We start from the raw sequence: 21,206 nt of genomic DNA, 5'->3' as shown, positions 1-21,206 counted from the left end.
CTCTACTCCGCCGGCATGCCGTGCGGGACGCGGAAAAGGCTCCGGTCCTGCGCACGTTTTTCCGGTCGATGGCGCGTCAGCGCCAGAATGAAGCCGGCGGTGACGCAAATCGCCACCATGGACGAGCCGCCGTAGGAAATCAGCGGCAGCGTCATGCCTTTTGCCGGCAACAGCTCGAGGTTGACACCGATATTGATGATCGACTGGATGCCCATCTGCAGCACCAGGCCGGCAACGGCGAAGCGGTTGAAGTCGTTGCGCTCGCGATAGGCATGCGAGAGACCGCGCAGCACCAGCACGGTGAACAGCGCAACCAGCGCTATGCAGAAGACGATGCCGAACTCCTCGGCTGCGACCGAGAAGATGAAATCGGTATGCGCATCCGGGATGATCCGTTTGACGATACCTTCGCCTGGTCCCTGGCCGAACCAGCTGCCGCGGATAATCGCCTCGCGGGCGGTGTCAATCTGGAACGTGTCGCCCTCACCGGTCATGAACTTGTCTATTCGCAGCGCAACGTGCGGGAAGACGTAATAGGCGCTGAGCAGGCCGCCGGCGCCGCCGATGCCAAGCAGCATGATCCATATCCATGGCATGCCAGCCATGAAGAACATCCCGCCCCAGACAGCCGTGGTCAGGATGGTCTGGCCGAGGTCAGGCTGCGCGACGAGCAAGGCGGCGACGATGGCAAACAGGATGATGGCGAAGAGATTGCCGGGGATCTCCGGCTGGCGCGCATGCTCGGCAAACAGCCAGGCGCAAACCACGACGAAGGCGGGCTTCATGAATTCCGACGGCTGGATGGAAAGGCCGGCGATCCAGATCCAGCGCCTGCCGCCCTTGACCTCCTGCCCGACGAACAGCACCAGCACCATCATGGCGATCGAAATGATCAGCAGCAGGATCGCCGTTCGCCGCACTTGCCGTGGCGTCAGGAACGACAGCCCGAGCATGACGGTGATCGAAGGGATCATGAAGGCTGCATGGCGCTTGACGAAGTGGAAGGGCTCGAGCCCGATGCGCTCGGCAACAGCCGGCGATGCCGCAAACGACAGCATGAAACCGATGCCCATCAGGAAGATGAACATTGCCAGGAAGAAACGGTCGATGGTCCAGAACCAATCGGCCAGAGGCCCACGTTCCGCGCGGCTTACCATGTCATTTCTCTCCTGTTGCCGAACCGATCAGCATCGCAATTCCGTCAAGCGCTGCGACGTGGCCAACGAAGGCATCGCCCCTGACTTCGAAGTTCTTATACTGATCGAAGCTTGCGCAAGCCGGGGATAACATCACCGCCGAAGCGCTGCTCTCGTCGCGCTCGGCATCGGCTGCCGCATGCGCGACCGCACGCTCCAGCGTGCCGGAGATCTCGTAGGGCACAGCCTCGCCGAGCGTCGCAGCGAATTCCGCCGCCGCCTCGCCGATCAGATAGGCCTTGACGATGCGCGGGAAATAGGGAGCGAGCGTTGTAATGCCGCCAGCCTTCGGCAGGCCGCCGGCGATCCAGTAGATGCGATCATAGCTCGAAAGGGCCGGCGCTGCAGCATCCGCATTGGTTGCTTTGGAATCATTGACGAAAACGACGCTGCCACGCTGCCCCACAGGCTGCATACGATGCTTGAGGCCGGGAAACGAGGCAAGGCCGGTGCGAATGTCGTCGGCGGAAACTCCGACGGCAAGGCAGGCGGCGACAGCGGCGGCGGCGTTCTGCGCATTATGGCTGCCGCGCAGCGTCTGGATGCCGTCGAGATCGGCAAAGGGCAGCATGGCGCCGCCGGTGGCCTGAATGAGCCTGGTGCCCTCGGCATAAATGCCTGATGCCACCACGCTGCGGCGCGAAATGCGGACTACCTTGACAGCCGCCCGCTCGACGCGGTCGGCAATCAGCGCCGAATGGCTGTCGTCGATGCCGACGATCGCGACATCGCTGCCGGCAACCAGCCGTTCCTTGATATCGGCATAATGCTGCATCGTGCCGTGACGGTCGAGATGATCGGGCGTCAGGTTGAGCAGGATGCCGGCGGACGGGTTCAGCGTCGGCGCCAGATCGATCTGATAGGAGGAGCATTCGACGACGTAATAGCGCTCGGCCTTCGGCGGATCGAGGGTCAAGACCGCCGTGCCGATATTGCCGCCGAGCTGTGTGTCGTAGCCTGATGATTTGAGGATATGGGCGATCAACGCCGTCGTCGTCGACTTGCCGTTGGTGCCGGTGATGGCGATGAAGGGGCAATCCGGCGCATGAGCGCGGCGCTCGCGCACGAAGAGCTCGACGTCGCCGACGATATCGACGCCGGCCGCGCGCGCAAGATCGACGGTCCAGTGTGGCTTCGGATGGGTGAGCGGCACGCCGGGCGACAGCACCAACACTGCCTGCTGGCTCCAGTCGATGGTGTGAAGGTCTTCCGTCCTGATGCCTTCCGCCGCAGCCTTGGCAACGCTGTCCGGATTGTCGTCCCAGGCGGTCACTTCAGCGCCGCCCGAAACCAGCGCCCGCGCGGTGGCAAAGCCGGAGCCGCCGAGCCCGAACAGCGCGACCTTCCTGTCCCTGAGCGTCGTGACCGGGATCATCGCCGCCTCACCGCAGCTTCAGCGTCGAGAGGCCAAGCATGGCAAGGCCGACGGCGACGATCCAGAAGCGGATCACCACCTGGCTCTCGGTCCAGCCCTTCTTCTCGAAGTGATGATGGATCGGCGCCATCAGGAAGACGCGCCGGCCGGTCATCTTGAAGAAGCCGACTTGGATAATCACCGACAGCGTCTCGATGACGAAGAGGCCGCCGATGATCGCCATGACGATCTCGTGTTTGGTGGCGACGGCAACGGTGCCGATCGTGCCGCCGAGTGCGAGCGACCCGGTGTCTCCCATGAAGATGGCAGCCGGCGGCGCATTGAACCAGAGAAAGCCGAGGCCGGCGCCGATCACGGCGCCGAGGACGACGGCGAGTTCGCCGGTGCCGGGTACGAAATTGATCTGCAAGTAATTGGCAAACACGACGTTGCCGGCGAGATAGGCGATGACGCCGAAGGAGGCGGCGGCGATCATCACAGGCACGATCGCAAGCCCGTCGAGGCCGTCGGTCAGGTTGACGGCATTGCCGGCCCCGACGATGACGAAGCCGCCGAAGACGACGAACATGATGCCGATATTGATCATGAAGTCCTTGAAGAAAGGAAAGGCGATCGAAGAACCGAAAGTCGAACCGGCAATGCCCGAGGCAAGGGCGGTGCGCATCATGAAATAGACGGCGATGCCGGCAATGACGAATTCGATGCCGAGGCGGGCCTTGCCGGAAAAGCCCATATGGCTCTGCTTCGTGACCTTGAGATAATCGTCGTAGAAGCCGATCGCGCCGAAGCCGAGCGTCACCAGCAAAGTGGCGACGACATAGACGTTGGAAAGATCAGCCCAGAGCAGCGACGCGCCGACGATGCCGGCAAGGATCATCAGCCCGCCCATGGTCGGGGTGCCGGCCTTCTTGAAATGCGTCTGCGGCCCGTCGGCACGGATCGGCTGGCCCTTGCCTTGGCGGATGCGCAGCGAATTGATGATCGTCGGCCCGAACAGGAAGACGATCAGTGCCGAGGTGAACAGAGCGGCCCCTGTGCGGAAGGTAATATATCTGAACAGGTTCAGAAATTTAAAATATTCCGACAGTTCGACAAGCCAGATTAGCATTCAGGGCCCCTTGTTTACCCGATCAAAGTTCGCGTTGCGTGTCGGAAAATGGCGGGAACTTGTCAAGGAGCGCGGCGACGATCTTGCCGAAACCGATGCCCAGAGACGATTTCACCATCAACACGTCGCCTGGTGCGACCGAGTTCAATACATAATTCGTCAATTCGCCAGTGTTCTCGCAATATTCGACATGGACGCTTTCCGGCAGCGATTCCTTCAGCGCAGCCATTTCTGCTCCTGCGAGCCAGACATGTTCGATGCCGGCCGCAAGCAGCGGCACGGCGAGATCGGTATGAACCTTCTGCGCATACTCGCCCATCTCCAGCATGTCGCCGAGCACGGCGATACGGCGTCCGCGGCCGGTCGGCTCGGAAGCCGCCAGCAGTGCGATCGCCGCGCGCATCGAAGCCGGATTGGCATTGTAGCTCTCGTCGATCAGTATGAAGCTGCCGCTGCCGATCGAAAGCCGGTGGCGTTTGCCCCTGCCCTTTTCCGGCCTCAGCGTCGCAAGCGCCTCGATCGCCTTTTCCATGTCGGCACCGACGATCCTGACGACGCCGAGCGCTGCGAGAGCGTTCTCGGCGATATGGCGGCCGGGCGCGCCGATCGCGGCCTCCAGCGTCTCGCCGCCGATCGTCAGCCACAGCGTCGAATTCTCATCCGAGCCGTTGAATTCCGCCAGCCGGAATTCCGCCTTGGCGTGCTGGCCGAAGGAATGGATATGCCCGATACCGAGCGACTGCGCCGTGCGGTCGAGGAAATTGAACTGGTCGTTGTCGCGGTTGAGAACGACATGGCCAGCCGGTTCGAGCCCCTCGAAGATCTCCGCTTTGGCGGCGGCGATCTCTTTGATGTTCTTGAAATTGCCGAGATGCGCCGGCGCAATCGTGGTGATGATGACGACATCGGGACGGATCATCGCCACCAGCGGCCGGATCTCGCCGGGATGGTTCATTCCGACTTCGAAGACGCCGTAATCCGTATCCTCAGGCATCCGCGCCAGCGTCAGCGGCACACCCCAATGATTGTTGAAGGAGGCGACGGAAGCATGCACCTTGCCGGAGGGCGACAGCACATGCCGCAGCATCTCCTTGGTGGTCGTTTTCCCCACAGATCCCGTCACCGCGATGATCCGGGCCTTGGAGCGCTCACGCGAGGCAAGTCCGAGACGGCCAAGTGCTGCGAGCACGTCCTCCACGACGATCATCGGCACCGTCAAACGGCCCATGGCCGGAAGCCTCGCCTCGCTGACGACGAGAAGGGCGGCGCCGTTTGCCATCGCCATCGATGCGTAGTCGTGACCGTCGACACGGTCGCCCTTGATCGCAAAGAAGGCCTCGCCTGGAGCAATTGAGCGGCTGTCGATGGAAATGCCGGTGATGCCTTCGGGCAGAGTGCCGAAGGGGCGCCCTGCCATTGCTGCGATCAGATCTTCCGTCGTCCAGAGCCAGCTCAAGATTGCAGTTCCTCCAAGGCCTTGCGCACTTCCGCATGATCGGAGAACGGCAGGGTAACGCTGCCGATCGTCTGCCCTTCCTCATGCCCCTTGCCGGCGACGATCAGCGTATCGCCAGATCTCAACATGCCAACCGCCTCGCGGATCGCCATGCCGCGATCGGCGATTTCCGAGGCGCCGGGTGCTGTCGCCATGATCTCCGCCCGGATCGATGCCGGCTTCTCCGAGCGCGGATTATCGTCGGTGACGATGACGACGTCGGCAAGCCGGCAGGCGATTTCGCCCATGATCGGCCGTTTGCCGCGATCACGGTCGCCGCCGCAGCCAAAGACGACGACGACGCGCCCGGTGGTGAAGGGTCTGACCGAGCCGAGCACGTTTTCCAGCGCATCCGGCTTGTGGGCGTAGTCGACATAGGCGAGAGCGCCATCTTTCGTATGGCCGACCAGTTCGAGACGGCCGGACGCGCCGACGAGCCTCTCGAGTGCAACCATCGCAACCTTCGCCGCAACGCCGGTCGACATGGCAAGCCCTGCCGCGACCAGCGCGTTGGCGACCTGAAAATCGCCGGCCAGCGGAATGTCCACCTCGAAGATCTCGCCGTCGATATGGATCTCGGCGGTCTGCTTGTGGCGGAAGTGTTCGACACGTTTCAAGGAGAGGTAATCGCCCTTGCGCCCGACGGTGCGAACGTCGTGACCGGCATCGGTCGCTGCCTTGATCGCCTGCGCCGACCACGGATCGTCGGCGAAGATCACCGCCGGCGACCCCTTCGGCAGCAGCACATCGAAAAGCCGCATCTTGGCAGCCATATATTCTTCAACGGTCGGATGATAATCCATGTGGTCGCGGCCGAGATTGGTGAAGGCCGCCGCCGCAAGCTTGACGCCGTCGAGCCGGCATTGGTCGAGGCCATGGCTGGAAGCCTCCATCGCCGCATGCGTGACACCCTCGTCGGCAAGTTCGGCCAAGAGCTTGTGCAGCGACACCGGATCGGGCGTCGTCAGCGAACCATATTCGTTGCGCGTCGGCGAGATGACACCCGTCGTGCCGATCATTGCGGCCGCATGACCCGCATGCGCCCAGATCTGCCGGGTGAAGGAGGCGACGGAGGTTTTGCCCGCCGTGCCGGTGACGGCAACCATGGTATCGGGCTGCCGGCCGTGGAAGCGCGAAGCGGCGATCGAAAGGAACCGACGCGGGTCTTTGACGGCAAGCACCGGGATGGAGGCATCGATGGCATGAGAGGCGATCGCAACGGCAGCGCCCCGGCCGGCGGCATCCGCGATGAAGCCAGCGCCGTCCGCCTTGGTGCCGACGACCGCGACGAAGGCATTGCCTGGCGCCACATGGCGGCTGTCCGAAGACAGGCCTGAAATATCAAGCAAGCCTGCCGGGCCGTCGAGCTGTGCTTCAAGTTCCGGAAACTGATCTCCGGCCAGGTCTCGCAATTTCATCGAAAGCACTTTTCTCTCTTGAAGCCGGTTCACCCCTCGCGAATCGGCGTCGATATTCATTCACACTCAATAAGACACCAGCAAGGCCGATCCGCCCTCCCCGAATTTCGGCTCGATGCCGAGAATAGGGGCCGCGCGGCTGATGATCTCACGGGCGATCGGTCCGGCTGTGCCGGCGGAGATCGTTCCGCCATAGGCCTTCTCGCCGGTTTTCGGTTCGTCGCAGAAGGTGATCACGGCATATCTGGGATCGTTGATGGGGAATGCGGCGATGAAGGAATTGAAGTTCAGCGTCGCGGAATAACGACCGTTCACCACTTTGTCGGCCGTGCCGGTCTTGCTGCCGACGTCGAAGCCGGGCACGCGGGCGACGCGGCCCGATCCCTTCGAGCCGTTGACGTCGAGGAGATAGCGGATCTGGTCGCTGGTCGACTTCTTGATCACCTGCGTCGCGACCTCATCGGCCTGTTCGGCCGTGCGCGGCAGAAATGTCGGCTCGATCAGCTTGCCGCCGTTGACGAGAGCGGCTGCCGCGATCCCGGTCTGCAACGCTGTCGTCGAGACGCCATGACCGAAGGAAATCGTGATCGAATTGATCTTCTTCCAGACCCGCGGCTGGCTCGGCATCTTCACTTCGGGCAGCTCGGTCTGCATCTTCGTCAGCAGGCCAAATTTGGTCAGATAGTCCTTCTGCGCGTCGATGCCGACGATGTCGATGACGCGCGCCGTGCCGATATTCGAGGAATACTGGAAAATCTCAGGAACGCTCAGCCAGCGGCGCTGCCCGTGAAAATCGTGAATGGTGAAGCCGCCGATATAGATCGGTTTGCTGGCATCGAACGTATCGGTCATCTTCACCTTGCCGGTGTCGAGCGCCATGGCCAGCGAAAAGGTCTTGAAGGTTGATCCCATTTCGAAGGTGCCGTTGGTCATCCGGTTGAGCCAACCCTCCTTGGCCCCTTGCTGCGGATCGTTCGGATCGAAATCCGGCGCCGAAGCCATTGCCAGCACTTCCCCCGTATGCACGTCTATAACAGCGGCACCGGCGCCCTTTGACTGGAAGTTGTTGACGGCGTTGACGACGGCGTCCCGGACGATGTTCTGCACGCGCAGGTCGATCGAAAGCCGCACCGGCTCGAGAGGCTGGTCGCTGGTCATACCGACCGAGGCGAGGTCGGCAAGCCCCTGGTCGTCAATATATTTCTCCATGCCGGCGACGCCACGATTGTCGATGTTGACGTAGCCAAGGATGTGCGCGGCGGTCGAGCCGCCCGGATAGAAGCGGCGCTTCTCTGGCCGGAAGCCGATGCCGGGAATGCCGAGGGCCAGGATCTGGCTCTGCTGCTTCGGCGTCAGCTGCCGGCGCAGCCAGGCGAAATGCGAGGTCTTGGCCGAGAGCTTTTTATAGGTGTCTCGAACGTCGAGTTCGGGCAGCACCGTCGCAAGCTTCTCGACCGCCTCGTCGGCATCGACGATCTTGTTGGGTTCGGCAAACAGCGAGACGGTGCGGATGTCGGTCGCCAGCACTTCGCCGTTGCGGTCGAGAATGTCGGGGCGCGAGGCCATCAGCCGATCGGGCGGCAGGATGCTGGAGACGACCTCCTGATCCTTCATTGCATATTCGACGAGACGGCCGCCGATAATGACGTAGACACCCATGAAGCCGAGGATCAGCAGGCCGACGCGGCTTTTAGCCTGCCCTGATTTCTTCTTGCGCGATCCTTCGATCGCCAGGCCGGCAGGGGAAGGACCGCCGAACCGGTTATAGACGCCGGCGGAAAAATGCGCCTGGCTCTTCAAGACCATTATGCGGGAAAGAAACGACATTATTCCACCGACCCCGTTTCGATCTCATCTGCATCGTCTTCCGGCTCGGCGCGGGGCGCGGGCTTTGGAACAGGCTGCGCCTTCGTCGTAACGGTCGCCCCGGCAAGAGCCGCGCCTTTGGCATTGGCCTCGGTCGCGCCCTTGGCGCTGGCCTCGGTCGCGCTCTTTGCGCTGGCCTTGGCCTCCGTCACGTCGGGCACCGGAACCTCGGATTTCAACATCGGCAATTCTTTGGCATGCACCAGCGCCGTCGATTGCGTCGGCTGCAGCTGCAGTTCGTCATCATAGGCCTTGACCAGCCGCTCCAGACGGTTCGGCTGCGATTGCAGCGCCCAGTCGGCCTTGAGAAGGTCGATGGTGTCCTCTTCGAGCTTGATCTCGGCTTCGAGGCGATGAACCTCCTCGAGCTTCAATTCGGCGCGATGCTTGATCGTGTAGGTGACGGCAGCGGTGGCCGTCATGACGCCGATGAGCACGAGATCGAACGTTTTCAGCATATCAACCTCCAAGCTTTCCGAGACTGGCGAGATTGGGAAACCCAAAGAGCGACATATCCGCGGCCTCAGCCGCAGCGTCCGTCCTCAGGCCGGCGCGCAGTTTGGCCGAGCGGGCGCGCGGATTGAGCTCCGCCTCCGCCTCGCTCGCCGAAACCATCGGCTTGCCGATCGCCGCAAAGGTTGCCGCCCGCTCATGCGCGACCGGCAGATGCCGCGACCCCACCGCCTTGCCGGCGCGGTCGGAGAAGAATTTTTTGACGATGCGGTCTTCGAGCGAATGAAAGGTGACGACGACGAGCCTCCCGCCCGGTTTCAGCGCCGCTTCCGCCGCAAACAGCGCCTGCGCCAGTTCGCCGAGCTCGTCGTTGACGAAGATGCGCAAGGCTTGGAAGACGCGCGTTGCCGGATGGATCTTGTCCTTCATCTTGCGCGGCGTGACGAGCTCGATGAGACCGGCAAGATCGCGCGTCGTCTCGAACGGCTTTTCGTCGCGACGTTTTTCGATGGCATGCGCAATGCGCGGCGACTGGCTTTCCTCGCCGAGAAAATGAAAGATGCGGATGAGATCGGCGACCTTGGCGCGGTTGACGACATCGGCGGCCGAAACGCCTGCCGCCGACATGCGCATGTCGAGCGGCCCGTTCTTCTGAAAGGAGAAACCGCGCTCGGCCTCATCGATCTGCATGGAGGAAACGCCGATATCGAGCACGACGCCGTCAAGTCCGCCTTGCTGTGCATGATCGGCAAGATGTGAGAATTGCGAATGAACGAGCTTGAGACGGCCGCCATGGGCGGCAACCATTGCCTGGCCAGCGGCAATCGCCGTCGGATCGCGGTCGAGCGCGATCACCTCGGCGCCGGCAGCAAGGATTGCCGAGCTGTAACCGCCCGCACCGAAGGTACCATCGAGAATGAGCTTGCCGGGCGAAGGCGCCAGCGCTGAAAGCACTTCATCGAGAAGAACAGGAATGTGACGAACCGGTCCGCCACCGGCTTCAGTTGAACCTCCGCCAGGATTCGCCACCATTCCGTTCCCTCGTTCTTTCAGGAACGCTTGCCCGCCAGCTTGCGCTCCCCTCTTGCCTGCGCCTGCGCAGCCACAAAAGCCTGCGGCTGCCAGAGCTGAAAATGATCCGCCCGACCGACGAAGGTCACTTCGTCCGAGATGCCGGTAAAGCCGCGAATGAAATCCGTGACCATCAGCCGCCCCTCGGCGTCGAGCTTCATGAAGACCCCGCCTCCATGAATGAGAAGCGACATCTCGTTCGCATCCGGCGAAAACGGATCCTCCGCAGCAATCTGCCGTTCGAATCTTTCGAGAAGATCCGGACCGCCGACACTGATCGCCGGAAACACAAAGTCCTGGAAGCAATAGAGCTCCTGAACATTGCGCTGCGCCAGCACGGAACGAAAAACCGAAGGCACGGAAACCCGGCCCTTGGCATCGATCCTGTTGGTCGCGTTCGAAAGGAAGCGGCTCATTACACGAAACATCCGTTCCCGCAGGGATCCGGACCGAAAGACGCCCGAAACTCCCGATATCAGGCACAGCTTCGCAAGCCGGATGAGTGAAAACCCCTCCGACGCTTCCAGAGAGGAAGACGCCTTTGCTTTGCGATGAATGGGCAGGTGATTGCCCTGGTGCAGTGCGCATTTGGGATAGCATGGGACCATATGGGCGTCAATGGGATGCGCCCATTTTGCAGTGGACGCATGATCAAAAATTTATAAGCCGTTAAGTTTAACAAAGGGTTAGGATCGCCCTCTTGCGATGGCGCGCAACGGTGCTTTCGCAAAAAGATTTTCAACAGGCGGATTGCATCAGCATCCACTTGAAAACTTTCGATTTCAGCAACTTACCTGGAAATGATTCCTGAAATCGGGGCTTGAACGCGCCAAAAAAGTTAATCGCCAGTTGGCCTGTAAGCCGGGTTCTGTATGGCTCCGGCGTGAACCGGAACGTGGCAGCCATTCCTCTGGGACAGCGTTCGCACGCTGCCTCGCGCAACCCACCCGGATGACTGGCCTGGAAACCGGCCGGAAGGCCTTTCGGCCTGCCACGTCATCCCTATTCGGTCTTGCTCCCGGTGGGGTTTACCGTGCCATTTCCGTTGCCGGAGATGCGGTGGGCTCTTACCCCACCCTTTCACCCTTACCTGTCATGACAGGCGGTTTGCTTTCTGTGGCACTTTCCCTGAGGTCGCCCTCGCCGGACGTTATCCGGCACCGTGTTTCCGTGGAGCCCGGACTTTCCTCACCCTACCGCCTTTCGGCATTGATAAAGCGCGGCTGCCCAGCCAACTGGCAGGGCTCCCATAAACGAGAGAGATGGCAATTGCCACCGAAATCAAAATTTATTTAGCGAAATTGCGGTGTGAAATCCGTGGAGTAGCCCTGTTCGCTGATTCTGCCTGCCAAAAGCAGCTCGGCCCCAAGTCGGCCGATTTCGTCCGAGCTCTTGGCCGAGGTGCCGGCACAGCCCGTCAGCACCGCAATTTGTGGCGATGAGGTATAGCCGATCATCGGGTAACCACTCGCAGTCTGAGAGACGACGCAGGCGGCGGTTGAAATCGAGAGCGGCACCATGTCGGGCACGAGACCCTCAACGATATGCTGGAGATGGGCGCGCACGCTATCGCGCCCCTCGGTCTTGAACCAGGCGCGCATCTCCGCCGCGTCGCCGAGCGTGAGATCGTCGGGATCGCCGCCGATCTTCAGGTAGAATTTGCCGTCAGGGTAACGGATCGGCGGCAGCAGATAGATATGGAAGCCGGGCGCTTCGAGAATGAGCGACGGCATCGCGGCCAAACGCGCCGCATCGGCCTCGCTCACCTCGAAGAGCGTCACGGTTCGGGCATAAACCGTCATGTCAACCGGCTTCGGCAACAGATTCTCCGCAATGGAAAATCCCCCCGCCGCCAGCAGCACCTTTTCAGCGCGGAAGGTCCGGCCGCCGGCAGTCTTGACGACAGCCGATCCGCTCTCGCTGCGAATCGAGACGGCATAGTCGCGAATGACGGTGGCACCTGCCTTTTCCGCCAGCAGCGACTGCGCCTTGACGAGCTCACGCGGACTGATGTGGCCGGCGCCCCTCGCCTCGAAGACACCTGCACTATCGGCAGAAAAGGTGAAAAAGGGAAAGGCAGCCTTCAGCCCGGCCTCATCGACAAGGCTGATCCCGACGCCGAGCGAAACGGCCGCCTGCCGGGTTTTCTCGAGATAATCGCTTCCATCGGGCGCAACGACGACGCAGCCGGCCTCGCGATAGAATTCGATGCCGCTGTCGCGGGCAATCTCGCCGTAGCGGTTGATCGAGCGGTTGGCGAGCAGCGCCCAGTTTCGGTCAGGATCGATGGTGCGGGTAATGCGCCCCTCGTCGTAATGGCTGGCGAAGACGCCCTCATGCACCTTGCGATCATCAGGCTCGTCCGGGCCGATCACCGCCACGCCATCAGTCTGCCGCGCCAGATGCCGCGCCGCCGCGGCCCCCATCAGCCCGCGGCCAACGACGATGTATTTGAAATCGACTGCCATGATGCTTCCTTTCAGGCAAAGACCGGCGTGAGTTCACGGCCGAAATCCTTCTCGCCAAGCTGCCCGTCTGTAAGAAGCACCGCTCCCAGCCGCCCAAGCTCGTCGGAGGATTTGGCCGCGACGAAATTGCCGCCGGTGAGCACCGCGATGCGCGGCGATTGGGTAAATCCGGCGTAGGGATAACCGGTCGGCGTGAAATTCGCCACGCAGGGTGCCGAAGTAACCGGGCAGCCGGCAAGCTCCGGCATCAGTTGCAGGGCGATGGCAGACAGATGATCGCGCTCGCTAGCATTGCCGTCTGAACGGAACCACGTGCCGACATCCTCCAACCTTTCGAAGGAAAGCGCTTCGGTGTCGCCACCGAGCTTCAGATAGGTCTTGCCGTCGGGATAACGCACCGGCGGCAGGATATAGATGTGGTCTTCCTCCCGGTCGCCGAGCACGATCGTCGACGGCATATCGCCGAAGATCGCCATCTCGCGCTCACCGATCTCGTAGAAGGCGACCGTGCGCGCCAGGACCCTGGTATCGACGGGACGCGGCAGCAGGGTATGGAAATTGCTGAAACCGCCGGCAGCGACCAGCACGCGCTCGGCGCTGTAGCTTCTGCCTCCGGCCGTCACCTCGACATGGGAGCCGGCATCGCGCACCGATGTCGCGACGGCCTCGATCAGCGAGACGCCGCCCTGTTCGGCAAGCCTCGTCTGCGCCCGCACCAGTGCCCGCGGGTTAATGTGCCCTGCGCGCTTGCCCTCGAAATATCCTGTAAAATCTGGATCGACGGCAAGATAGGAAAAACGTTGGCGAAGTTCCGACGGCGCGATGGTCTCGATATCGCTGCCGAGCGTCCGGCTGACAGTCAGCGCCTGGCTGATATAGTCCTGCTCATCCTTCGGCGTCGGACCGGTAAAGAGGCAACCGACCTCCGAAAAAAAGGAAACGCCGCTCCTTGCCTCGATCTCGCGGTAGCGGCCGAGCGCCCGAGCGGCGAAACTTCCCCAAGCCAGATTGCCGTCGAAAGTGCGGGTGATGCGCGCTTCGTCGTAATGGCTGGCGAATAGCCCGTCATGGGCCTTGCGTTGCTCCGGCTCGCGCGGGCCGATCAGCGCAATGCTGTCGGCCATCGACGAGAGGTGCCGTGCGGCGGCGGCACCCATCATGCCGCGTCCGATGATGATGAACCTGAAGTCGACTGCCATACCTAACCTCGTCTCGAGGTGGCCTAACCTCGTCTCGAGGTGGCCTAACCTCGTCTCGAGGTGGCCTAACCTCATCTTGAGGTGGCCTAACCTCGTATCGAGGTAGCCCACCTCGTTTCAGGTGGGGATATCACGGCGAGCGTCCTGATTCATATAGCAAAAATGCCGGAAGGGAATTTCGTCCAGCGGGTCATGCGAAGCTCAGTCGAGCATCGCCAGCACCTTGCCGCAATAGGTCTTCGACACCGGGTTCATTCGGGTAGCAGCATGGCCGGCATTGTATTTCAGGATGGTGTTGCACGTCTGCCCGCCACCGAGCTGATGGGCGGCCGCCAGATATTTCATCCCGTATTTGATGTTGGTTTCGGGATCGAACAGCCCCTTCTTCGTACCGGAATAACCCATCATCCGCGCCGTCGCCGGCTTGATCTGCATCAGGCCGACTTCGCCGGCACTGCCGCGGGCATTCGGATTGAAATTGCTCTCGACACGCACGACAGCCTGGGCGAGCGCGACGGGCACGTTGTATTCAGCGGCATATTTATTGATCAGCACGGCATAGGGAGTGCTCGTGGAAAAATCCGGCATGGCATAACCGCTCTGGCGATCGACGGTTTTCAACGAGATGGTTTCAGCCCTGGCACCCCAGTCATCCCCAGCCAAGGCAAAACTATATCCCGCCAGCAGCATGCCAACGCATGCCGCAGCACCAACAATCATATTCTTCATGTAGTCTATTCACTCCGACCCATAGAATTGCAGGACTGCGCGCCTCGCCGTCATCCGGTTATACGCGATCAAGGATTGATCGTGTTCCGCAGCAATTCTTATCGTTTCATTTGGCGCTCATCGTTACACTTGAAAAAGCCGCGAGCGCTGTTCAGCGGGCGTTCTTAGACCATCGCAATGAGGAGATAATAGGGAAATGATGTGGCGAGGTGGTTTTCTCGCTGATCGCGAGAAATCCGCCCGGAAATCCCACTCTTCCGCTCAGGAATAACGCGGCAGCGCCGACAGCAGCCGATGCAGCGTATCGATCGTCGAGAAATCGGCGATGCCATCCACCCGTTCGGGCCGGAAATGGCGCTGGAACGCTTCGACGTCACCCGCCGTCTTTTCAGAGAATTCGCCGGTAATTTCAGTGCTGTAACCATAAAGCGACAGCATCGACTGCAATGCTTCGACGGGCTGGCCGGCGTCACCCCGCTGGAAGAAGCGCCCGCCGGTGATCGTTGCCGGTTCGACCCAGTGCCCGACGCCCGCCCGGTGAAGCTCGGCCCAGGGGAATTTTTCGCCCGGATCGACCTTGCGGATCGGGGCGACATCGGAGTGCCCGAGGACCCGTTCAGGCGCGATCGACCAACGTTTGACACAGTCGCGACACAATTCGATCACCGCAGCGACCTGCTCTTTCGGATAATCGGGAAGTCCGCCGGGATGGCCGGCATTAGCGATCTCGATGCCGATCGACAGCGAATTGATATCCGTTTTGCCCTGCCAACTGCTCTTACCAGCGTGCCAGGCACGCCGCACCTCCGGCACGAGCTGCACCACCTCACCATTCTCATGCACGAAATAGTGGCTGGAAACCTGGCTTTCGGCGCGACAGAGCCAGTCGAGCGCGCCATCTGCCTTTGGCATGCCGGTATAGTGCAACAGGATCATGTCTGGGCGGCGCCCGTCCGCCCGCTCGCCGTGATTTGGCGAAGGCTGCACCCGGGCGCTGCTGCAGTCGGCCTCGAACGAGGTCATGCGGCGCGGCGTTCCTTCTCGATCGCCGCATAGGCAGCATTCAGTGCCGCCATGCGTTCGTTGGCGATCACGTGGAATTCCTTGGGCACGCCGCGCGAGATCAGCCGGTCGGGATGATGTTCGCTGACGAGGCCGTGGTAACGGCGGCGGATCGTCGGGAAATCGTCAGAGGGCGACACGCCGAGCACCTTGTATGGATCGCCGCCTGTGGAGACATGGCGGGCGGCGATCTGCTCGAAGCGGGTCTCGCTCATTTGGAAGATCTCACCGATGTGGCTGAGGAAATTCAGTTCCTTCTCGTGGATCAGCCCATCGGCCTTGGCGATGTGGAAGAGGCCGTCAAGCACGTCTTCCAGCACGGTGCAATTGGCCGCGCAGGTGACGCAAAGCGTCGAGAGCCGTTCGGCATAGGCCTCGTAGCCAGCCACGTCCTGTCGTGCAAGGTTGTAAAGCCTGGCGACGTTCTTAGCCTGATCCTGTGGGAATTCGAAGATTTCGCGGAAGGCTTCGACCTCCTTCTCGCTGACAACGCCGTCGGCCTTGGCCATCTTGGCTGACAGCGCGATGATCGCCACGGAGAAAGCCACTTTACGGCGGGTCTCGGGATCACCTTCGAAAACTGTTCGGATAGCCTCGACCACCGCAGACAGCGCATTGCCCGCGGTATTGCCAATGGCATTCAACAGTTTTTCCCAGAAGGACATCGAAATCTCTCGCATGCTTGTCAACTTATATGCAAACAGCTTGACCAAAGAATCGTAGCCTTTGCAAGGCGACTATTGGTCGTAGGGCCGAACACAGTTTTCACGATTTTGTAATTGTCGCACTGCAGCAAAGGATCATTGCAGCCGCCTTCATCCCGCATCAGACGAGTGTTACGACACCGTCGGAATTGCCCGCATCGCTAGGGTACCAACTTTCGGAGCGCGCCAGACCGGCAATTTCCACAACAGTTCTCGGCAGTCAGAACCGGCTTGAAACGATTATATCAGCTCTTCCGGTAGCCACGCGACAGAAAGGCACATTTTTCGTAAATTCTTTACTTTACAGGCCCCTTTCCCTGCCGCATCCATGCGCTCATGCATTCGCCTGGAAGTGTGCAGCGGTTCCGGGATAATGACATGCATGAAAACAAAGAGCTAAAGCGCGTCACTGGAATCACATTCGATGCCGCGCGCTCTGATTAACGCCGCCGCACCGAAACGCCATAGGAGGGATCATGGCCAAGCAGAAAGTTGCAATGCTGACCGCCGGAGGCCTGGCGCCCTGTCTCTCCTCCGCCGTCGGCGGGCTCATCGAACGCTACAGCGACATCGCCCCCGACCTCGATATCGTCGCGTATAAGTCCGGCTACCAGGGCGTACTGCTCGGCGACAGCATCGAGATCAGCCGCGAAATGCGCGAAAAGGCGCCGCAACTGCATCGCTATGGCGGCTCGCCGATCGGCAACAGCCGCGTCAAGCTCACCAATGCCGCCGATTGCGTCAAGCGCGGCCTGGTCAAGGAAGGCGAGAACCCGCTGCGGATTGCCGCCGAACGCCTCGCCAATGACGGCATCACCATTCTCCACACGATCGGCGGCGACGACACCAACACCACAGCCGCCGACCTTGCCGCTTATCTCGCCGCCAACGGCTACAATCTCACCGTCGTCGGCCTGCCGAAGACTGTCGACAACGACGTCGTGCCGATCCGCCAGTCGCTCGGCGCCTGGACGGCCGCCGAAGTCGGCGCGCATTTCTTCGACAATGTCGGCAACGAACAGACGGCCGCCCCCCGCACCCTCGTCATCCACGAGGTCATGGGCCGCCATTGCGGCTGGCTGACGGCGGCGACCGCCCGCGCCTATCTCCAGCGCACCAGCCGCAACCAGTATGTCGACGGCCTGATGATGAACGCGCATCTGAAGAGCATCGACGCCGTCTACCTGCCTGAGATGGCCTTCGACCTCGACGCCGAGGCCGCCCGCCTGAAGGAAAGCATGGACCGCAACGGCCACGCCACGGTCTTCGTCTCCGAAGGCGCTTGCCTCGACGCCATCGTCACGGAGCGCGAAGCCGCCGGCGAAACCGTCAAGCGCGACGCCTTTGGCCATGTGAAGATCGACACGATCAATGTCGGCGCCTGGTTCCAGAAGCAGTTCGCCAGCCTGTTGAACGCCGAACGTTCGCTCGTGCAGAAATCAGGCTATTTCGCCCGCTCGGCGCCTGCCAACGGCGACGACCTCAGGCTGATCCAGAGCATGGTCGATCTCGCCGTCGAAAGCGCGCTCAACAAAGTCTCCGGCGTCACCGGCCATGATGAAGCGCAGAACGGTAAATTGCGCACTATAGAATTTCCGCGCATCAAGGGCGGCAAGGCTTTTGACCTTTCGACGGCATGGTTTGCCGAAGTGATGGACAATATAGGCCAGAAATACAAAGAAGCGTGATTGACGGATGGTTAATATGATGTCTTTGCTTGTTCCCGAGGAATAGGAGGAGACACCATGTCACTTGAAGCTTGGCTCGCTTTTGCGGCCGCATCCGCCATCATGCTGGCCATACCGGGGCCGACGATACTGCTCGTCGTTTCCTATGCGCTCGGTCATGGCCGCAGGACTGCGTTTGCGACGGTGGGCGGCGTGGCGCTGGGTGACTTCACCGCGATGACGGCGTCTCTCTTTGGTCTCGGCGCCATCCTTGCCGCCTCCGCCACCCTTTTCACCGTCTTGAAGTGGGTCGGCGGCGCCTATCTGATCTGGCTGGGAATCAAGCTCTGGCGGGCTCCCATCATCGGCGAACCGGTTGCCGATAACGACAATCTGCCGGAAGAGAAGTCGCTCAAGATCTTCCTCCACGCCTATGTCGTCACTGCCCTCAATCCGAAGAGCATCATCTTCTTCGTCGCCTTCGTGCCGCAATTCCTCAATCCGGCCCTGCCCTTCGTCGGTCAGATGGCGATCATGGAAGCCACCTTCCTCGTACTGGCGATCCTCAACGCTTCCACCTATGCGTTTCTCGCCCATACCGCCCGCGGGCTGATTCGCAAAGCGAGCATCCAGCGCGCCGTAAACCGTACCGGCGGCACCCTGCTGATCGCTGCAGGCGCCGTAACGGCCGGGTATCGCCGCATTGCAGCCTAGTTGTTTAGTCCCGGCATTTGATGGATCGGATCGATGATGAATCGATCTGGCTCCCCTAGTAACATTGCGTGGTTGCCGAAATGCCACGAATAGGTTAATGGGGTCACCAGGGCTTAAGGTTTTTAGTAACTTTTATACGTTGCCGGGGCGGCGCGATTTCACGAAAGTGGCGGAATGGTAGCGATCGGATTGTCCGGCCTGAAACGCAGTCTTGTCGTTTCGACGATATTCTGCGGCGTGATGACGGGATGCGCCAGCGTCGAATACACATCCCAGGCCGAACTGACAGCCGCCCAGACCGTTGTGCCGATGCCGAAACCCGGTGAGGACGCCACGCTTGCCGCGATTCCGACAGCCGAAGGCACAAGCGGTCAGGCAGTCGCCAGCGCCACCCTTCCTCAGGAATCCCCTTCCCTGACCGCGACGGCGATGCCGACGGTGACAGCCTCTCAGCCTGCCGATCTCACGATACAGCCGGCAGCCTATGCGCAAATCCCGCTGACGCCCGAAATGACGGCGATCCAGTCCGTAGTGCCGACACCGCGTCCGGGAGCCCCTGCACAGCCGACGACGCAGCTTGCCTTTGCCGCGACACCGCAGAACGGCGCGCTTGCGGCACTTGCCGCAGTCGATACGACGCCGCGTTCCAGAATGGACTACGGCTTCGATGAATCCGGGCCGATCGATCCGCCGACGGCGCCGCCGATGTTCAGCGACGACGACAAGGACGATGCGCCGACGGTCGAAAAGAGCTTCGTCACCAAGCTCATTCAGAAATATTCGAAGCTCTACCAAATTCCAGAGACGCTGCTCCACCGCATCGTCCATCGCGAGAGCCGCTACAACGCCAAGGCCTACAACAAGCGCGGCTATTTCGGCCTCATGCAGATCAAATACAACACTGCCAAGTCCATGGGGTATGACGGCGCCCCGGGCGGTCTTTTCGATGCCGAGACCAATATCAAGTATGCCGCGAAATATCTGCGCGGCGCCTGGCTCGTCTCCGACAGCAAGGAAGACGACGCCGTGCGCCTCTATGCGCGCGGCTATTATTACGACGCCAAGCGCAAGGGCATGACCGACATCGCCCAGGGCAACTATTAAACAATAAAACGACCGGAACGGCGGAAGCCGCCTATGGCTGCGGCTGGGCTTGCCGTTGCGATCCGGCCTGCCGTTGCGGCTCTCCCGGTTGCGGCAAGGTCGCCAGGACCGCCTTGAGAAGCGTCTGCGGCTGATAACCGAGCCGGCTCGGCGTCAGCCCGAGCCGGATGACGACCAGATTGGCGGACGGCACGATCGCAATGCTCTGCCCGTCATGCCCCGTCAGCCAGAATGTATCTTCGGGCAGCCCGAACTTGGCACTCGAGCCACCGGGCGCGAGCCAAGCCTGGCCCTGCGTATAGCGGCCGTTCGACGCTGCCGTCGGCGTGCGCATGGCGCCGACAAAACCTTCCGGCAACAGCCGTTGACCGTTCCACACTCCATCCTGCAGCAGGAACTGTCCGAAACGCGCCCAGTCATGCGCCGTCGCGTAGAGATAGGAGCTTCCGGCAAACGTGCCGCGCGCATCGAGTTCGAACACGGCGCTGGTCATTCCGAGCGGCGAAAACAGCGCGTCGTGCGGATAGGAAAAGGCCGCCTGTGCATGGCCGACCCGATCCATCCAGATACGCGACAACAGCACCGCCGTGCCGCTCGAATAACGGAAGCGCTGGCCGGGTGCGGCCTCCATCGGGGCGTTTGCCGGCAGCGATACCATGTCGGGATCGAGATAGAGCATGCGGGTCACATCGGCGACATCGCCGTAGTCCTCGTTGAAGGCAAGTCCGCTCTCCATGCCGAGCAGGTCGGAGACCTTGATCCTGGCGCGCTGATCGCTCTTCCACTGCGCCAGCAGATTATCATCGTCGAAGGAGATCTTGCCGTCGAGCATCAGCCGGCCGAGGATCGCAGCATTCACCGTTTTCGTCATCGACCAGCCGATCAGCGGTGTCTTCGCCGAGAAGCCGGCGCCAAAAGTTTCGGCGACGATACGGCCGTTGCGCACCACCACGATCGCCCTCATGGCCGGGCCGGCAACTCTCTCATCGGCAAGCAACGCGGCGATCTTCCCGTCCGGTTGATCACCGGCAGCCTCCCCCTCCGGCCACAACGCCCCGTCCACCTCCGCCCTGGCCGGCGCATCGAAAGGTACCGCATTCGCCGCCGCCTCGAAATTGCCGTCCGGCACGCTCGTGCAGCCGAAAGCGCCGCGATAGAGCGCATAACTTGGGGCAAACATTCCCATGAAGCGCGCCGTCACACGGTCGTCGTCGCGGTCGACGCTGACGCGCACCAGCCGCAGGAGCGGATTTCCCGGCGCCTGGACATCATCACGGAGCACTTCCTCGGCCTCCCGGCCGGCGATGAAGACGTTGGAGCAGACGATTTTAGCGGCATAGCCGTCGCCGACACGCAGCAGTTCCGGCGGCTGGAAAAAAAGCCAGCCGGCGGCAGCGATGACGACGAGAACGGCAAGGAGAGCAAGCGCCTTCAGCATACGCAGGACAAATCGCATGGCATTCCTCCATGTCCGGAGAGAAGCAGGAATCGCACCCGCCGGAAAGGGGCCGCAGTGAAGAAGAGCCGTCATAGCGATCACTTTACCAGGAGGCGATCTCCCCTGAGAACGGCGACCC

At 61.4% G+C, this 21,206-nt stretch carries 18 protein-coding genes and 1 other RNA gene; 3 read left to right on the top strand and 16 right to left on the bottom strand.

Going from position 1 to position 21,206, the window contains the following annotated elements; all coding sequences use genetic code 11:
• Positions 1-2: 2 nt before the first annotated feature.
• From ftsW to RCCGE510_RS11530, 15 genes are all read right to left on the bottom strand, one after another.
• Positions 3-1,157 carry a putative lipid II flippase FtsW gene (ftsW, locus tag RCCGE510_RS11595; protein ID WP_007630102.1) on the bottom strand — a complete coding sequence of 385 codons (1,155 nt, stop codon included), beginning with the start codon at positions 1,155-1,157 and terminating at the stop codon, positions 3-5.
• A gap of 1 nt (position 1,158) precedes the next feature.
• The gene (gene murD / locus RCCGE510_RS11590) at positions 1,159-2,571 is read right to left on the bottom strand and encodes a UDP-N-acetylmuramoyl-L-alanine--D-glutamate ligase (RefSeq protein WP_007630100.1); all 1,413 of its coding nucleotides are present in this window, start codon (positions 2,569-2,571) and stop codon (positions 1,159-1,161) included.
• Between the two features lie 7 nt (positions 2,572-2,578).
• Positions 2,579-3,679 carry a phospho-N-acetylmuramoyl-pentapeptide-transferase gene (mraY, locus tag RCCGE510_RS11585; RefSeq protein ID WP_003541415.1) on the bottom strand — a complete coding sequence of 367 codons (1,101 nt, stop codon included), beginning with the start codon at positions 3,677-3,679 and terminating at the stop codon, positions 2,579-2,581.
• Between the two features lie 22 nt (positions 3,680-3,701).
• Positions 3,702-5,135: a UDP-N-acetylmuramoylalanyl-D-glutamyl-2,6-diaminopimelate--D-alanyl-D-alanine ligase gene (locus RCCGE510_RS11580; protein WP_007630096.1), complete on the bottom strand. Its 1,434-nt coding sequence runs from the start codon at positions 5,133-5,135 to the stop codon at positions 3,702-3,704.
• On the bottom strand, positions 5,132-6,652 hold the full coding sequence (locus RCCGE510_RS11575) for a UDP-N-acetylmuramoyl-L-alanyl-D-glutamate--2,6-diaminopimelate ligase (protein WP_037078369.1): 1,521 nt from the start codon (positions 6,650-6,652) through the stop codon (positions 5,132-5,134). The genes RCCGE510_RS11580 and RCCGE510_RS11575 overlap by 4 nt, the downstream gene beginning before the upstream one ends.
• Before the next feature lie 6 nt (positions 6,653-6,658).
• The gene (locus RCCGE510_RS11570) at positions 6,659-8,419 is read right to left on the bottom strand and encodes a penicillin-binding protein 2 (protein WP_007630093.1); all 1,761 of its coding nucleotides are present in this window, start codon (positions 8,417-8,419) and stop codon (positions 6,659-6,661) included.
• Positions 8,419-8,916 (bottom strand): hypothetical protein, encoded by a 498-nt coding sequence (locus tag RCCGE510_RS11565; RefSeq protein ID WP_007630091.1) that lies wholly within the window; start codon positions 8,914-8,916, stop codon positions 8,419-8,421. Before RCCGE510_RS11565 ends, RCCGE510_RS11570 begins: the two co-directional genes overlap by 1 nt.
• Position 8,917: 1 nt before the next feature.
• The gene (gene rsmH, locus RCCGE510_RS11560; RefSeq protein WP_007630090.1) at positions 8,918-9,943 is read right to left on the bottom strand and encodes a 16S rRNA (cytosine(1402)-N(4))-methyltransferase RsmH; all 1,026 of its coding nucleotides are present in this window, start codon (positions 9,941-9,943) and stop codon (positions 8,918-8,920) included.
• A gap of 17 nt (positions 9,944-9,960) precedes the next feature.
• Positions 9,961-10,398 (bottom strand): division/cell wall cluster transcriptional repressor MraZ, encoded by a 438-nt coding sequence (gene mraZ / locus RCCGE510_RS11555; RefSeq protein WP_007630088.1) that lies wholly within the window; start codon positions 10,396-10,398, stop codon positions 9,961-9,963.
• Positions 10,399-10,823: 425 nt separating this feature from the next.
• Positions 10,824-11,221: RNase P RNA component class A (gene rnpB, locus RCCGE510_RS32895), an RNA gene on the bottom strand.
• A gap of 53 nt (positions 11,222-11,274) precedes the next feature.
• Complete coding sequence (locus RCCGE510_RS11550) at positions 11,275-12,450, bottom strand: FAD-dependent oxidoreductase (RefSeq protein WP_007630086.1); 1,176 nt, start codon at positions 12,448-12,450, stop codon at positions 11,275-11,277.
• A gap of 11 nt (positions 12,451-12,461) precedes the next feature.
• Complete coding sequence (locus RCCGE510_RS11545; RefSeq protein WP_007630084.1) at positions 12,462-13,649, bottom strand: FAD-binding oxidoreductase; 1,188 nt, start codon at positions 13,647-13,649, stop codon at positions 12,462-12,464.
• A 201-nt stretch (positions 13,650-13,850) separates the two neighbouring features.
• The gene (locus RCCGE510_RS11540; protein ID WP_007630080.1) at positions 13,851-14,378 is read right to left on the bottom strand and encodes a lytic transglycosylase domain-containing protein; all 528 of its coding nucleotides are present in this window, start codon (positions 14,376-14,378) and stop codon (positions 13,851-13,853) included.
• 261 nt (positions 14,379-14,639) lie between these two features.
• Positions 14,640-15,401, bottom strand: coding sequence for an N-acetylmuramoyl-L-alanine amidase (locus RCCGE510_RS11535; protein ID WP_007630078.1), 762 nt, complete (start codon positions 15,399-15,401; stop codon positions 14,640-14,642).
• On the bottom strand, positions 15,398-16,105 hold the full coding sequence (locus RCCGE510_RS11530) for a DnaJ family molecular chaperone (RefSeq protein WP_007630076.1): 708 nt from the start codon (positions 16,103-16,105) through the stop codon (positions 15,398-15,400). The genes RCCGE510_RS11535 and RCCGE510_RS11530 overlap by 4 nt, the downstream gene beginning before the upstream one ends.
• 515 nt (positions 16,106-16,620) lie before the next feature.
• Here RCCGE510_RS11530 and RCCGE510_RS11525 point away from each other — a divergent pair.
• From RCCGE510_RS11525 to RCCGE510_RS11515, 3 genes are all read left to right on the top strand, one after another.
• Entirely contained in the window at positions 16,621-17,832 is a 1,212-nt protein-coding gene (locus RCCGE510_RS11525; RefSeq protein WP_007630075.1) for a pyrophosphate--fructose-6-phosphate 1-phosphotransferase, read from the top strand.
• 57 nt (positions 17,833-17,889) lie between these two features.
• Positions 17,890-18,525: a LysE family translocator gene (locus RCCGE510_RS11520; protein WP_007630074.1), complete on the top strand. Its 636-nt coding sequence runs from the start codon at positions 17,890-17,892 to the stop codon at positions 18,523-18,525.
• A 174-nt stretch (positions 18,526-18,699) separates the two neighbouring features.
• Positions 18,700-19,629, top strand: coding sequence for a lytic transglycosylase domain-containing protein (locus RCCGE510_RS11515; protein ID WP_007630070.1), 930 nt, complete (start codon positions 18,700-18,702; stop codon positions 19,627-19,629).
• Positions 19,630-19,660: 31 nt separating this feature from the next.
• Here RCCGE510_RS11515 and RCCGE510_RS11510 read toward each other — a convergent pair whose 3' ends face one another.
• Positions 19,661-21,085: a serine hydrolase gene (locus RCCGE510_RS11510; RefSeq protein ID WP_007630069.1), complete on the bottom strand. Its 1,425-nt coding sequence runs from the start codon at positions 21,083-21,085 to the stop codon at positions 19,661-19,663.
• Positions 21,086-21,206: the final 121 nt, after the last annotated feature.

The organism is Rhizobium sp. CCGE 510, from assembly GCF_000292525.1.
In the GTDB taxonomy this organism is placed as follows: Bacteria; Pseudomonadota; Alphaproteobacteria; order Rhizobiales; family Rhizobiaceae; genus Rhizobium.
This window is presented reverse-complemented; position numbering and strand designations above follow the sequence as displayed.

Coding starts and splice junctions, on each gene's coding strand:
- RCCGE510_RS11565 (WP_007630091.1), bottom strand. CDS start 8,916: ATGCTGAAAACGTTCGATCTCGTGCTCATCGGCGTCATGACGGCCACC.
- RCCGE510_RS11545 (WP_007630084.1), bottom strand. CDS start 13,649: ATGGCAGTCGACTTCAGGTTCATCATCATCGGACGCGGCATGATGGGT.
- RCCGE510_RS11530 (WP_007630076.1), bottom strand. CDS start 16,105: ATGTCCTTCTGGGAAAAACTGTTGAATGCCATTGGCAATACCGCGGGC.
- RCCGE510_RS11515 (WP_007630070.1), top strand. CDS start 18,700: ATGGTAGCGATCGGATTGTCCGGCCTGAAACGCAGTCTTGTCGTTTCG.
- RCCGE510_RS11535 (WP_007630078.1), bottom strand. CDS start 15,401: ATGACCTCGTTCGAGGCCGACTGCAGCAGCGCCCGGGTGCAGCCTTCG.
- RCCGE510_RS11510 (WP_007630069.1), bottom strand. CDS start 21,085: ATGCGATTTGTCCTGCGTATGCTGAAGGCGCTTGCTCTCCTTGCCGTT.
- RCCGE510_RS11540 (WP_007630080.1), bottom strand. CDS start 14,378: ATGAAGAATATGATTGTTGGTGCTGCGGCATGCGTTGGCATGCTGCTG.
- RCCGE510_RS11550 (WP_007630086.1), bottom strand. CDS start 12,450: ATGGCAGTCGATTTCAAATACATCGTCGTTGGCCGCGGGCTGATGGGG.
- mraY (WP_003541415.1), bottom strand. CDS start 3,679: ATGCTAATCTGGCTTGTCGAACTGTCGGAATATTTTAAATTTCTGAAC.
- ftsW (WP_007630102.1), bottom strand. CDS start 1,157: ATGGTAAGCCGCGCGGAACGTGGGCCTCTGGCCGATTGGTTCTGGACC.
- mraZ (WP_007630088.1), bottom strand. CDS start 10,398: ATGAGCCGCTTCCTTTCGAACGCGACCAACAGGATCGATGCCAAGGGC.
- rsmH (WP_007630090.1), bottom strand. CDS start 9,943: ATGGTGGCGAATCCTGGCGGAGGTTCAACTGAAGCCGGTGGCGGACCG.
- RCCGE510_RS11570 (WP_007630093.1), bottom strand. CDS start 8,419: ATGTCGTTTCTTTCCCGCATAATGGTCTTGAAGAGCCAGGCGCATTTT.
- murD (WP_007630100.1), bottom strand. CDS start 2,571: ATGATCCCGGTCACGACGCTCAGGGACAGGAAGGTCGCGCTGTTCGGG.
- RCCGE510_RS11525 (WP_007630075.1), top strand. CDS start 16,621: ATGGCCAAGCAGAAAGTTGCAATGCTGACCGCCGGAGGCCTGGCGCCC.
- RCCGE510_RS11575 (WP_037078369.1), bottom strand. CDS start 6,652: ATGAATATCGACGCCGATTCGCGAGGGGTGAACCGGCTTCAAGAGAGA.
- RCCGE510_RS11520 (WP_007630074.1), top strand. CDS start 17,890: ATGTCACTTGAAGCTTGGCTCGCTTTTGCGGCCGCATCCGCCATCATG.